At 73.2% G+C, this 13172-nt stretch carries 13 protein-coding genes; 8 read left to right on the top strand and 5 right to left on the bottom strand.

What is annotated here, in order from left to right; genetic code table 11:
• Positions 1–69: 69 nt before the first annotated feature.
• Both EF918_RS08145 and EF918_RS08140 read right to left on the bottom strand, forming a co-directional pair.
• Positions 70–1089, bottom strand: coding sequence for an aldo/keto reductase (locus EF918_RS08145; protein WP_125643095.1), 1020 nt, complete (start codon positions 1087–1089; stop codon positions 70–72).
• Positions 1086–1466, bottom strand: coding sequence for a MerR family transcriptional regulator (locus EF918_RS08140; protein WP_260609972.1), 381 nt, complete (start codon positions 1464–1466; stop codon positions 1086–1088). Before EF918_RS08140 ends, EF918_RS08145 begins: the two co-directional genes overlap by 4 nt.
• A gap of 52 nt (positions 1467–1518) precedes the next feature.
• Between EF918_RS08140 and EF918_RS08135 the strand changes: the two genes are divergently transcribed.
• Positions 1519–2331 carry a serine hydrolase gene (locus EF918_RS08135; RefSeq protein WP_125643087.1) on the top strand — a complete coding sequence of 271 codons (813 nt, stop codon included), beginning with the start codon at positions 1519–1521 and terminating at the stop codon, positions 2329–2331.
• On the opposite strand, the gene EF918_RS08130 is transcribed toward EF918_RS08135, so the two are convergent.
• On the bottom strand, positions 2328–2996 hold the full coding sequence (locus EF918_RS08130) for a pirin family protein (RefSeq protein WP_125643084.1): 669 nt from the start codon (positions 2994–2996) through the stop codon (positions 2328–2330). The genes EF918_RS08135 and EF918_RS08130 overlap by 4 nt on opposite strands.
• A gap of 58 nt (positions 2997–3054) precedes the next feature.
• Here EF918_RS08130 and EF918_RS08125 point away from each other — a divergent pair, with 58 nt between their 5' ends.
• From EF918_RS08125 to fabF, 5 genes are all read left to right on the top strand, one after another.
• A complete protein-coding gene (locus EF918_RS08125) occupies positions 3055–4263 on the top strand; it encodes a CdaR family transcriptional regulator (RefSeq protein ID WP_125643081.1) in 1209 nt (402 codons plus the stop codon).
• Positions 4264–4352: 89 nt separating this feature from the next.
• Positions 4353–5264, top strand: a complete 912-nt coding sequence (locus tag EF918_RS08120; protein WP_125643078.1) for an ACP S-malonyltransferase — start codon at positions 4353–4355, stop codon at positions 5262–5264.
• A gap of 19 nt (positions 5265–5283) precedes the next feature.
• Positions 5284–6288 (top strand): ketoacyl-ACP synthase III, encoded by a 1005-nt coding sequence (locus tag EF918_RS08115; RefSeq protein WP_125643075.1) that lies wholly within the window; start codon positions 5284–5286, stop codon positions 6286–6288.
• Positions 6289–6355: 67 nt separating this feature from the next.
• Positions 6356–6604 (top strand): acyl carrier protein, encoded by a 249-nt coding sequence (locus EF918_RS08110; RefSeq protein WP_125643072.1) that lies wholly within the window; start codon positions 6356–6358, stop codon positions 6602–6604.
• Positions 6605–6683: 79 nt separating this feature from the next.
• The gene (gene fabF, locus EF918_RS08105) at positions 6684–7949 is read left to right on the top strand and encodes a beta-ketoacyl-ACP synthase II (protein ID WP_125643069.1); all 1266 of its coding nucleotides are present in this window, start codon (positions 6684–6686) and stop codon (positions 7947–7949) included.
• A gap of 73 nt (positions 7950–8022) precedes the next feature.
• On the opposite strand, the gene EF918_RS08100 is transcribed toward fabF, so the two are convergent.
• Positions 8023–8517 (bottom strand): DUF3145 domain-containing protein, encoded by a 495-nt coding sequence (locus tag EF918_RS08100; protein ID WP_125643066.1) that lies wholly within the window; start codon positions 8515–8517, stop codon positions 8023–8025.
• A gap of 251 nt (positions 8518–8768) precedes the next feature.
• Between EF918_RS08100 and EF918_RS08095 the strand changes: the two genes are divergently transcribed.
• Complete coding sequence (locus EF918_RS08095; protein WP_125643063.1) at positions 8769–9677, top strand: SGNH/GDSL hydrolase family protein; 909 nt, start codon at positions 8769–8771, stop codon at positions 9675–9677.
• Positions 9678–9770: 93 nt separating this feature from the next.
• Here EF918_RS08095 and EF918_RS08090 read toward each other — a convergent pair whose 3' ends face one another.
• Positions 9771–12224 (bottom strand): beta-glucosidase, encoded by a 2454-nt coding sequence (locus tag EF918_RS08090; RefSeq protein ID WP_260609971.1) that lies wholly within the window; start codon positions 12222–12224, stop codon positions 9771–9773.
• 156 nt (positions 12225–12380) lie between these two features.
• Here EF918_RS08090 and EF918_RS08085 point away from each other — a divergent pair, with 156 nt between their 5' ends.
• A complete protein-coding gene (locus EF918_RS08085) occupies positions 12381–12968 on the top strand; it encodes a TetR/AcrR family transcriptional regulator (RefSeq protein WP_125643057.1) in 588 nt (195 codons plus the stop codon).
• Positions 12969–13172: the final 204 nt, after the last annotated feature.

The following is a 13172-nucleotide window of genomic DNA, read 5'->3' as shown; positions in this document are numbered from 1 at the left end:
GCGGGCCGGACCGCGGGCCCGCGACCTCCGGCTCCGGGGCTCCGGAGCCCGCGGCCCCCGCAACCCCGCTCAGGCCTCGCGCTCCACCGCGGTGAAGGTCATGTCCGGGTAGCGGTCCCCGGCGACCCGGTCCGCGATCGGCTCCAGCAGCGCCAGCTCCGCGTCGGTCAGGGTGATCCCGGCCGCCGCCACGTTCTCCGCGAGCCGGTGGGGCTTGCGGGTGCCCGGGATCGGCACCACGGTCAGGCCGTGCACGGCGGACCGCTGGTGCACCCAGGCCAGCGCGATCTGCGCCGGCGTGGCCCCGCGGGCCGCGGCGATCTCCCGGACCGGGGCCAGCAGGGCGGCGTTCGTCCGGGCGTTGTCCCCGCTGAACCGCGGCTGGTGGCGCCGGTAGTCGCCCTCCGTCAGGTCCGTCCCGGCGTCCGCGAAGGCTCCGGTCAGGAAGCCCCGGCCGAGCGGGGAGTACGGCACGAACGCCACGCCCAGCTCGGCCGCGGCGCCGACCGCGCTGCGCTCGACGTCCCGGCTGAACAGCGACCACTCCGACTGCAGCGCGGCGATCGGGTGGACCGCGTACGCCTCGCGCAGCTCGGCCCCGGTCACCTCGCTCAGTCCCAGGTGGCGCACCTTGCCCTCGGCCACCAGTTCGGCCATCGCGCCGACCGACTCGGCCAGCGGCACCGCCGGGTCGCGCCGGTGCATGTAGTAGAGGTCGATCACGTCGACGCCCAGGCGCCGCAGGCTGTCCTCGACGGCCCGGCGCACGTACGCGCGGTCGTTGCGCACGCCCCGGTACGCCGGGTCCTCGGCGCGCTCGATGCCGAACTTCGTCGCCAGGGTGATCCCGTCGCGGTGCGCGGCCACGAAGGGGGCGAGGAACTCCTCGTTGCGGCCGCGTCCGTAGACGTCGGCGGTGTCGATGAGGGTGACCCCCGCGGCGACCGCCGCCTCCAGGGTCTCCCGGGCCGCCGCCTCGTCGGTGTCGCCGTAGAACTCGCTCATGCCCATGCAGCCGAGTCCCTGGACGCCCACCAGCGGGCCGCCCTTGCCCAGTTCGGTCCGGGCGATCTTCGCTTGCTCGTTCATGTGCAGGGTGCCTTCCCGCCGTAGTGGCCGATCTTGTGGTCGAGTACGCCGAGCGCGTCCGTCAGCTCCGCGATCCGCGCGGCGACCTCGCGCCGCGTGCGCTCCAGCAGTTCCCGCCGCTCGGCAATGGTGTGTTCGCCCTCCCGGACCAGTTCCGCGTAGCGGACCATGTCGGCCACCGACATCCCGGTGGCGCGCAACTTGCCCACGAACGCCAGCCAGTCGAGGTCCGCGTCGCTGAACCGCCGCTGTCCCGAGTGGGAGCGGTCCACGTGCGGCATCAGACCGATCCGCTCGTACCAGCGCAGGGTGTGCTGGGACAGGCCGGTGCGGGCTTCGACCTCGCTGATCGTGTACCGCGTCTGGGTCAGGCTCATGGCGTTCACGCTAGGACCCTTGAGTGCACTCCAAGCAAGTAGGCTCAGCCGCATGGAGAGCCTGCGCATCATCGAGAACTGGCCGGTGCCCACCGCCGCGGCGGCCGTGGTCCGGGCGGACGGGACCCTGGCCGGATCGCACGGACCGGTGGACCACCGCTTCCGGCTGGCCTCGGTCACCAAGCCGCTCACCGCCTACGCCGCGCTGGTCGCCTACGAGGAGGGCGCGGTCGAGCTGGACGAGCCGGCCGGCCCGGAGGGCTCCACCGTCCGCCACCTGCTCGCGCACACCTCCGGGCTCGCCTTCGACGAGCACCGGCAGATGGCCCCGGCCGGCGAGCGCCGGCTGTACTCGAACGCGGGCTTCGAGGTGCTCGGCGACCACATCGCCAAGGCCACCGGCATCCCGTTCGCCGAGTACCTGCGCCAGGCCCTCTTCGAGCCGCTGGCCATGACCTCCTCGGTGCTGGAGGGCTCCCCGGCCAAGGACGGCGTGTCCACCGTGGCCGACCTGGCGCGGTTCGCCGCCGAGCTCCAGGCCCCGCGCCTGCTCGACCCCCGTACGGTGGCCACGGCCACCTCGGTGGTCCACCCGGGCCTGAAGGGCGTCCTGCCCGGCTACGGCCACCAGTCGCCCAACGACTGGGGCCTGGGCTTCGAGATCCGCGACGGCAAGTCCCCGCACTGGACGGGCGCCGGGTCCTCCCCGCGGACCTTCGGCCACTTCGGGCAGTCCGGCACGTTCCTGTGGGTGGACCCGGACGCCCGCGCCGCGTGCGTGGCCCTGACCGACCGGGCCTTCGGCCCGTGGGCCGTCGAGGCCTGGCCGGCGTTCACCGACGCGGTCCTGGCCGAGCTCGCCTAGGGCCTGTCCTCCGCCTCCAGCTCCCACAGCAGCAGCTCACCGGGCGAGCCGGCCACGATCTCCAGGCCGCGCTCCCCGGTGATCCGCGCCGCGTCCCCGGGCCCGAGCTCGACCCCGTCCAGCCGCAGGTCGCCCCGTACGACGTGCAGGTACACCAGCGGCGCGGCCGGCACGGCCAGCCGCTCGCCCGCGCCGGGACGGCGTACGTGCAGCACCGCGCCGGCGGACGGCAGCGGGAAGGGGGTGCCGTCGGCGAGGTCGGGCAGCAGCTCGTAGCCGGGCTCCCCGCCGGCCGTGCGCGGGGCCAGCCACATCTGCACGAAGCGCAGCGGTTCGGTGCCGTCGTTGCGCTCGACGTGCCGGGCCCCCGACCCGGCACTGAAGTGCTGGAGGTCGCCGGGCCGCACCAGGGTGGTGCGGCCGGTGGTGTCCTTGTGGGTCAGTTCGCCCTCGGCCACCCAGGTCACGATCTCGGTGTGGCTGTGCGGGTGCTCCTCGAAGCCGGCCCCCGGCTCCAGGCGCTCCTCGTTGCAGGCCACGAGCGGCCCGAAGCGCAGGTTGTCCGGGTCGTAGAAGCTCCCGAAGGAGAAGGCGTGCCGGGTGCTGATCCCGGCGTTCTCGTCCCCGCCCGGGTACCGGTCGGAGCCACGGCGTACATCAATCATGGTGGCCACCGTAGACCCGGGGGTCGGCCGTCGCGTCCGGATAAGGCAGTCTTGTCCCGTGCCCGAACCCGAACGTGAGCTTCCCCCCGCGCATCCCGTGCATCCCGCCCATCCGCACGCGGCGACGCTGCGCCGCCTGGAGAAATCCTCCGGGCGGCTCGCGGCCAATGCCATCGCCCGGATGGACGAGATGCTGCCGTGGTACCGGGCGATGCCCCCGGAGAACCGGTCCTGGATCGGCCTGGTGGCCCAGGCCGGCATCGCCGCCTTCACCGAGTGGTTCCGGCACCCCGAGACCCCGCAGGCGATCTCCACCGACGTCTTCGGCACGGCTCCGCGCGAGCTGACGAGGGCGATCACGCTGCGCCAGACCGTGGAGATGGTCCGTACGACCATCGAGGTCATGGAGGCGGCCATCGAGGAGGTGGCGGCCCCCGGTGACGAGTCGATCCTGCGCGAGGCGCTGCTCGTCTACGCCCGCGAGATCGCCTTCGCCACCGCCCAGGTCTACGCCCAGGCGGCCGAGGCACGCGGCGCCTGGGACGCCCGGCTGGAGTCCCTGGTCGTCAACGCGGTGCTGTCCGGCGAGGCCGACGAGGGCGCCCTGTCACGGGCCGCGGCCCTCGGCTGGAACTCCCCCGAACACGTGTGCGTGGTGCTCGGCACCGCACCCGAGGGTGACAGCGAGCTGACGGTCGAGGCGATCCGGCGGGCCGCCCGGCACGCCAAGCTCCAGGTGCTCACGGGCGTGCTCGGCGACCGGCTGGTGGTCATCGCGGGCGGCAGCGACAACCCGCTCCAGGTCGCCAAGTCCCTGATCGGCCCGTTCGCGGCGGGCCCGGTGGTGGCCGGCCCGGTGGTCCCGGACCTGATGGCGGCGACCCGCTCGGCCCAGGCCGCGGCGGCCGGCCTGAAGGCCTGCTCGGCCTGGCAGGACGCGCCGCGGCCGGTCCTCGCGGACGATCTGCTGCCCGAGCGCGCGATCGCCTCCGACCCTTCGGCGCGCGAGCAGCTGGTGGAGGAGATCTACAGACCGCTGGAGGAAGCGGGCTCGGCGCTGCTGGAGACGCTGAGCGTCTACCTGGAGCAGGCGAGCAGCCTCGAAGGCGCAGCTCGGATGCTGTTCGTGCACCCCAATACGGTGCGGTACCGGCTGCGACGTGTGACCGACGTCACCGGATGGTCGCCGTCCGACGTCCGCTCGGCGTTCACCCTGCGGATCGCGCTGATTCTCGGGCGTCTGGCCGACGGCGATCAGCAGTCCTAGACTTTTGTCGGACATCAACAATTACCCCGACGGTTCTTCGTCCCTGTCCCCACGGGCGGCGTGGACCGAACACAAGAGAGAGTGTGAGGGTGCTCGTACTCGTCGCTCCCGGCCAAGGCGCTCAGACGCCCGGCTTCCTGACCCCCTGGCTCGACCTCCCCGGCGCTGCCGAACGCGTCGCCGCGTGGTCGGAGGCCATCGAGCTCGACCTTGCCCACTACGGCACGAAGGCCGACGCGGACGAGATCCGCGACACGGCCGTGGCCCAGCCGCTGCTGGTCGCGGCCGGCCTGCTGTCCGCCTCCGCGCTCGGCACCGGCTTCGGCGCGGTGTCCGGTCACAGCGTCGGTGAGATCACGGCGGCCGCGTACGCCGGCGTGCTCTCCGACGTGGACGCGCTCACGTTCGTCCGCACCCGCGGCCGGGCGATGGCCGAGGCCGCCGCGGTGATCCCGACCGGCATGTCCGCCGTGCTCGGCGGCGACCAGGACGTGGTGGTCGCGCACCTGGAGAAGCTGGGTCTGACCCCGGCCAACATCAACGGCGCGGGCCAGATCGTGGCCGCGGGCACCATGGAGCAGCTGGCGGTCCTCTCGGAGGACAAGCCGGAGGGTTCCATGAAGGTCGTCCCCCTCAAGGTCGCGGGGGCCTTCCACACGGAGCACATGGCACCGGCCGTCACCACGCTGGAGGCGGCGGCCCGTGCGCTGACCCCGGCCGACCCGTCGGTCGCGTACGTCTCGAACAAGGACGGCCAGGTCGTGGCCTCGGGCGCCGACGTCGTCGCCCGCCTGGTGGGCCAGGTGGCCAACCCGGTGCGCTGGGACCTGTGCATGGAGACCTTCGCGGAGCTCGGTGTCACCGGGATCGTCGAGCTGTGCCCCGGCGGCACGCTCACCGGTCTGGCCAAGCGGGCGCTCAAGGGCGTTCCGTCGGTGGCGCTGAAGACCCCGGAGGATCTCGACAAGGCCGCGGCGCTCCTCGCCGAGCACGCGGCCTGAACGAAGGAGCCCACACAGCATGTCGAAGATCAAGCCTGCCAAGGGCTCCCCGTACGCGCGCATCCTCGGTGTCGGCGGCTACCGCCCGACGCGTGTCGTGCCCAACGAGGTGATCCTGGAGACGATCGACTCGTCCGACGAGTGGATCCGTTCCCGTTCGGGCATCGCCACCCGCCACTGGGCCTCCCCGGAGGAGACCGTGGCCGCGATGTCGGTGGAGGCCTCGGGCAAGGCCCTGGCCGACGCCGGGATCTCCCCGGAGCAGATCGGTGCCGTGATCGTCTCGACGGTCTCGCACTTCAAGCAGACCCCGGCGGTGGCGACGGAGATCGCCGACAAGATCGGGGCGGGCAAGCCCGCCGCGTTCGACATCTCCGCGGGCTGCGCCGGGTTCGGCTACGGCCTGACCCTGGCCAAGGGTCTGGTGGTCGAGGGTTCCGCCGAGTACGTCCTGGTCATCGGGGTGGAGCGGCTGTCGGACCTGACCGACCTGGAGGACCGCGCGACGGCCTTCCTGTTCGGTGACGGTGCCGGTGCCGTGGTCGTCGGTCCCTCGGCGGAGCCCGCGATCGGCCCCACGGTGTGGGGCTCGGAGGGCGACAAGTCCGAGACGATCAAGCAGACCGTGCCGTGGGACCAGTACCTCGGCAAGGACGGCGGAGAGAAGTTCCCCGCCATCACGCAGGAGGGTCAGGCGGTCTTCCGCTGGGCCGTCTTCGAGATGGCGAAGGTGGCCCAGCAGGCGCTCGACGCCGCCGGGATCACCGCGGACGACCTGGACGTCTTCATCCCGCACCAGGCCAATATGCGGATCATCGACTCGATGGTGAAGACTCTGAAGCTGCCGGAGCACGTGACGGTCGCCCGTGACGTGGAGAACACCGGCAACACCTCGGCCGCCTCGATCCCGCTCGCTATGGAGCGGCTCCTGGCGACCGGAGCGGCGAAGAGCGGCGACACCGCGCTCGTCATCGGCTTCGGGGCGGGACTCGTCTACGCCGCGACGGTCGTTACCCTCCCCTAGGGCCCGGGATCACCTCCCGCCCCTGCACCACCCTGATCCACCACACAGCTACAGAAGGAGCGCGCACATGGCCGCCACCAAGGAAGAGATCATCGAGGGTCTCGCGGAGATCGTGAACGAGATCGCCGGTATCCCGGTCGAGGACGTCGAGGAGGGCAAGTCCTTCACCGACGACCTGGACGTCGACTCGCTGTCCATGGTCGAGGTCGTCGTCGCGGCCGAAGAGCGCTTCGACGTCAAGATCCCGGACGAGGACGTCAAGAACCTCAAGACGGTCGGCGACGCCGCGAAGTACATCCTCGACCACCAGGCCTGAGCCTGACGAGCGTTTGTCGCCACCCGGCGGTGGCGCCGTGAAACATTTCGCACCCTCTATTTGTGGAGAATGAATTCCTGTGAGCCCGACCAATCGCACCGTGGTCGTCACCGGTATCGGCGCAACCACTCCGCTGGGTGGCGACAGCGCTTCGACCTGGGAAGGTCTGCTCGCCGGTCGTTCCGGAGTGAAGCCCCTGGAGGGTGAGCGCTTCGCCGACCTGCCCGTCCGTATCGCCGCCCCGGCCGCCGTGGACCCCAGCGAGGTCCTGCCCCGGCCGCTGGCCCGCAAGCTCGACCGCTCGGCGCAGTTCGCGCTGATCGCGGCCCGTGAGGCATGGGCCGACGCCGGCTACACCGCTCCGGCCGGCGAGGACTCCTCCGTCTCCCCCGAGCGGCTGGGCACCGTGATCGCCTCCGGCATCGGCGGCGTCACCACCCTGCTCGACCAGTACGACGTGCTGAAGGAGAAGGGTGTGCGCCGGGTCTCCCCGCACACCGTCCCGATGCTGATGCCGAACGGCCCGTCGGCCAACGTCGGCCTGGAGGTCAACGCCCAGGCGGGCGTGCACACCCCGGTCAGCGCCTGCGCGTCCGGTGCCGAGGCCATCGGCTACGCCGTCGAGATGATCCGTTCCGGCCGGGCCGACGTGGTCGTCGCCGGTGGTACCGAGGCCGCGATCCACCCGCTGCCGATCGCCGCGTTCGCCAACATGATGGCGATGTCCAAGAACAACGAGGACCCCGAGCGGGCCTCGCGCCCGTACGACAAGGCCCGTGACGGCTTCGTCCTCGGCGAGGGCGCCGGTGTCGTGGTCCTGGAGTCCGCCGAGCACGCCGCCGCGCGCGGCGCCCGGGTCTACTGCGAGGTGCTGGGCCAGGGTCTGTCGGCCGACAGCCACCACATCGCGCAGCCCGAGCCGACCGGCCGCGGTGTGGCCGCGGCGGTGCAGAACCTGCTGGACAACACCGGTCTGAAGCCGGCCGAGGTCGTCCACGTCAACGCCCACGCGACCTCCACCCCGCAGGGTGACAGCGCGGAGATCAAGGCGCTGCGCAAGGTCCTCGGCGACGACCTGGACCACGTGGCCGTCTCCGCCACCAAGTCGATGACCGGCCACCTGCTGGGCGGCGCCGGCGGCATCGAGACCGTCGCGACCGTGCTGGCCCTCTACCACCGGACGGCCCCGCCGACCATCAACGTGGACGAGCTGGACGACGACATCGACGCCGACATCGTCGTCGGCGCGCCGCGCGCGCTGCCCGCCGAGGGCACCATCGCCGCGATCAACAACTCGTTCGGCTTCGGCGGTCACAACGTGACCCTGGCGTTCCGCAGCGTCTGACGCGCGAGACGCCGGCCCGCAGAGACGCCGAAGGCCCCCTCCCCGCACCGGCGGGGAGGGGGCCTTCGGCGTGTCAGACCACCTGGTGGAGCCAGCGGACCGGGGCGCCCTCCCCGGCGTAGCGGAAGGGTTCCAGCTCGTCGTCCCAGGGCTTGCCCAGCAGCCGGGCGAGCTCCGCCTCCAGGTCGGTCTCGCCCCGGGCGGCGCGGGCCAGGGCTGCCCGGAGCCGGTCCTCGGGCACCAGGATGTCGCCGTGCAGGCCGGTGACCGCGTGGAAGATCCCGAGGTCAGGGGTGGCGCTGTAGCGCTCGCCCTCGGCGGTGGCGCAGGGCTCGGCGGTGACCTCGAACCGCAGCAGGTGCCAGCCGCGCAGCGCGGAGGCCAGCTTGGAGGCGGTGCCGACCTCGGCCTGCCAGGAGAACTCGGCTCTCCAGGTGCCCGGGGAGGCGGGCTGCCTGATCCAGTCGAGGTTCACCCGCACCCCGAGCACCCCCGCGACCGCCCACTCCACATGCGGGCACAGCGCGCGCGGGGCGGAGTGCACGTACAGAACTCCACGTGTCGTCACCGGGACCTCCAGTGTGGGACGAGGTCGGGAATGAAACTCCTGAAAACGGACACTATGTGACGTGATGTAACGTACCGGAAAATATCTGACAATGCGCCACGGGGCCTGCGGCCGAAACGCCACGGGAAAAAGCTACCGTGCAACGACGGTCCTGGTGTGACGTACGGTCGCTCCGAGGCCCGTAAACACAGAGCATTCACTCAGCAGGACGCCCCCCGCGGACGGGGGGCGACGAGGGAGGAATCCAGCCGATGCACCACCCCACCGCGCCCCGACGCGCGCTGCGCGCCCTCGCGGGCGCGGGCGCCGCGGCAGTTGTGCTGGTCGCGGGGGTGACGGGCTGTTCGGGCGACGGCTCCGGGCCGGACGGGGAGCACGGCGCGCGGGTCGCCGGGCACCCGGCGCCGCGCTGGAACACCTCCCCGGGGTCCATCGCCGCTGTGGGTGACTCCATCACCCGTGGTTTCGATGCCTGTTCGGTCCTCGCGGACTGCCCCGAGGCCTCCTGGGCCACCGGTACGGACCCCGAGGTGCGCTCGCTGGCCAGCCGGCTGCTCGGCGAGACCCAGGCCGCGACGGAGAGCTGGAACTACGCGGTGACCGGCTCCCGGATGGCCGACCTGCCGGCCCAGCTCGCCGCGGCCGCGCAGCACCGGCCCGACCTGGTCACCGTCATGGTGGGCTCGAACGACGCCTGCCGGCCCACCGCTTCGGCGATGACGCCGGTGGCCGACTTCCGGGCCGGCTTCGAGCAGGGCCTGGCCGCGCTGCGCGCGGTCTCGCCGAAGACGCAGGTGTACGTCTCCAGCGTGCCGGACCTCCAGCGGCTGTGGCAGCAGGGCAAGGACAGCCCCGTCGGGCGGCAGATCTGGAAGCTGGGGATCTGTCAGTCCATGCTGGCGGAGCCCGATTCGGTGGGCCCCGCGGCCACCGCCCGGCGCGAGCAGGTACGGGCCCGGGTGGTGGCGTACAACGAGGTGCTGCGCGAGGTCTGCGCGAAGGACGCGCTGTGCCGCTACGACGGCGGCGCGGTGTTCCAGTTCCCGTTCACCCCGGAGCAGTTGAGCCGGTGGGACTGGTTCCACCCGGGCAAGAACGGCCAGGCCCGGCTGGCGGAGCTGGCGCACCGCCAGGTCACCTCGCCCGAGCCGCCCGCGTAGGCGTACGCCGCACGCACGGGCGCACGGACGTACGGACCGGGGGCGGCGGTCAGGTGCCGCCCCCGGTCCGGTTCATGGGTGTTTTTCGGCCACTCAGAGGTGCAGGGTCGCCGTCAGCCGCGTGTCGGCGCAGGAGCGGCCGGCCCGGACCTCGTAGGGGCCCGGGATCCGCTGCCAGCCGCCGCTCTCCTCGTCCCAGATCTCGAAGGCCCGGGCGGGCAGCGTGATCTCGGCCCCGACGGTCTCGCCGGGGCCGGCCGTGACGCTCGCGAAGCCGGCCAGCCAGGCGGCCGGGCGGGCGACGGTGTCCGCCACGGGGGCCAGGTAGACCTGGACCGTCTCCCGGCCGGGCCGGGTGCCGGTGTTGCGCACGCGGACCCGGACGGAGTCCTCCCGGGCCTCCAGGGACTCGTACGCCCAGTCGGTGTAGCCCAGGCCGTGCCCGAAGGGGTAGGCGGGGGTGATGCCCTGCCGCTCGTAGGCCCGGTAGCCGATCAGGACGCCCTCGCGGTACTCCAGGCGTCCGTCGGTGGGTGCGACCTCGGTGACCGGGGCGTCGGCGAGGCGGGCCGGCCAGGTGGTGGGCAGCCGCCCGCCGGGCTCCTCGGAGCCGAGCAGGACGTCGGCCAGGGCCGCGCCGCCCTCCTGGCCGGGGAACCAGCCGAGCAGGACCGCGGCCACCTCCTCGCGCCACGGCAGCTCCACCGGGGAGCCGGCGTTGACGACCACGACGGTGTTCGGGTTGACCGCGGCCACCGCGCGGACCAGGTCGTCCTGCCGGCCCGGCAGGCGCAGGTCCGTGCGGTCGAAGCCCTCGGACTCCACCCGCTCGGTGGTGGCGACGACCACCACGGCGGTGTGGGCGGCGCGGGCCGCCTCGACGGCCTCGGCGATCAGCTCCTCCGGGTCGCGGCGCGGGCCGAGGTGGAGCAGCGAGAACATGACCGCCTTGAGCGGCAGCGCGCTGAGGTCGGCGACCTGGTGGCGCAGCGAGACCTCGACCGGCTCACCGGCCGTGAGGGTGACCCGGCCGCGCTCGCTGGGGGCGCCGAAGAACGCCTCGAAGGGATCGGCCTCGTCCCCCATCTCCTGCACGCCCTCCCACAGCGGCGCTCCGTCGACGGTGAGCGCGAAGGCACCCAGGCCCCGGGTGCCGAAGGCGTGTTCGCCGCTCTCGCGCGGGGTGAAGGTGCCGGTGACCTCGATGGAGGCCAGCCTCTCGTGGTCGGCGCCGGCCGGCAGGTCGTCGCCGATCCACTGGACCTGCCCGGTGGGCAGGGTGCCGGTGCCCAGCACCGTCCCGGAGGCGTCGCGGCACACGGCGCGCAGCGCGAACCCCTGGTCGGCGGCCACCAGTTCCTCGCTGGGGTCGGCGCCGACGGCGTAGGTCAGGGCGCCGGCCGGCAGGGCGGCGGTCAGGCCGTCGAGCGGGGAGACGACCCGCTCGGGGAAGACGGTGGCGGAGCCCCCGCCGAGGACCCGGGCGTCCCGGGCGGCCGCGCCGATCAGGGCGACCGTACGGCCGGCGGAGCCGTCGAGCGGGAGGACGCCGCCCTCGTTGCGGACGAGGACGAAGGAGCGGGCGGCGATCTCCCGGGCCAGGGCCTGGCCGTCGATGCCGGCCGGCGGTTCGGTGACCACGGCCGGGGCGCCCGCGAGCAGACCCACCCGGGCGGCCAGGCGCAGCACGTTGCGCACGGCCTCGTCGACGGTGGCCTCGGCGACCTCGCCGGCGCGGACGGCCTCGGCGAGGGCGGGGCCGTAGACGGTCTGCGGGCCGGGCATGGCCACGTCGAGGCCGCCCTCGATGCCGCCGGTGGTGGAGCGGGCGGCCATCCAGTCGGAGACGTTGGAGCCGTCGAAGCCCCATTCGCCGCGCAGGACCTCGTTCACCAGGTGGCGGTGCTCGGTCATGGTGGTGCCGTTGACCTGGTTGTAGGCGGTCATGATGCCCCAGGGGTGGGCATTCTTCACGATGGCCTCGAACGGCGCCAGGTACAGCTCGCGCAGCGGCCGCGGCGCGATGACGTTGTCCACGGTGAAACGCTCGGTCTCGGCGTCGTTGCCCACGAAGTGCTTGACGGTGGTGCCGACGCCGCCGTCCTGGACGCCCTGGACGTAGCCGGTGCCGATGGCGCCGGTGAGCAGCGGGTCCTCGGAGTAGCACTCGAAGTGCCGGCCGCCGAGCGGGGAGCGGTGCAGGTTGACGGTGGGGGCGAGCAGCACGTGGACGCCCTTGCGGCGGGCCTCCTGGGCCAGCAGCCGGCCGGCGCGGCGGGCGAGGGCCGGGTCCCAGGCGGCGGCCAGCGCGGTCGGGGAGGGCAGGGCGACCGACGGGTCGTCGGCGGTCCAGCGCACGCCGCGGACCCCGATCGGGCCGTCGGACATCACCAGGGAGCCGAGCCCGATCTCGGGGAGGGCCGGCAGGGTCCACATGTCCTGCCCGGCCAGCAGGCGGGCCTTGCTGTCGAGGTCCAGCTTGTCGAGCGCGGCTTCCACCGCGTCGGTGCGGGCCTGGTCGCGGGTGCCGGGGGCGTCTGAGGGCACGGCCGTGCCTCCTCGTCGGGTGCGGGTGCGGGTGGCCCCCATGGTGGACCTGTCGCCTGTAGAGCGGTAGGGTTCGTTATGTTTTCGTGATACGAGTGGGGGCGGGATGGCGTACGGTCCTGCTGGCGGACACGGACGGAGAGGGGCGCGGCGGCGATGGTCAGGGCGAAGAGCGAGGAGCGGCGGGCGGAGATCGTCCGGGCCGCCGTCGAGGTGATCGCCGAACGCGGCTACCGCGGCGCGTCCCTGGGCTCCGTCGCCGAGCGCGTGGGCCTCACCCAGCAGGGGCTGCTGCACTACTTCCCCACCAAGGAGGCCCTGCTGGTGGCCGTCCTGGAGGAGCGCGACCGCTGGGACACCGGCGGCGGCGCCCGCGCCTCCGCCGGACAGTGGCGGCTGGACCTGTTGGCCTCGCTGGTGGACTACAACGCCATGCGGCCCGGGATCGTGCAGACCTTCTCGGCGCTGCTCGGCGAGAGCGTGACGGACGGCCATCCCGCCCGGGAGTTCTTCACCGAGCGGTACGCGCAGGTGCGCACGGAGATGGCGGCCGTGCTGCGCGCGGAGTTCGGCGACCGGCTGCCCTCGGGCCTGACCCCGCAGGCCGCGGCCCCGCTGCTGACGGCGGTGATGGACGGCCTGCAGTACCAGTGGCTGCTGGCCCCGGAGTCGGTGGACATGCCGGCCGCGTTCCGGGCCTTCCTCACCCTGCTGCACGGCGGCGCGTCCCCGGGCGGCTCCTAGCGCGGCCCCCGGGCCGGTCTCCATGGCGCGTCCCACGTCTTCGGGCGCGTCCTGACGCGTCCGGGCGGACCGCTACGCCGTCCCGGGCGGGCAGGTGTGTCGGTCGCGGGCGCCGGCGCCGGGCTGCGGCACGGTGGGCCGCGTACGTCACCGTACGACGGCCACCGCCCCGCCCCCGTGGCCCCCGTGAGAGGTGCGCATGAC

Origin of the sequence: Streptomyces sp. WAC06614 (genome assembly GCF_003949795.1) — a bacterium.
Classification (GTDB): Bacteria; Actinomycetota; Actinomycetes; order Streptomycetales; family Streptomycetaceae; genus Streptomyces.
The sequence above is the reverse complement of the archived record's forward strand: the minus strand, read 5'-3'. Positions and strand labels throughout refer to the sequence as shown.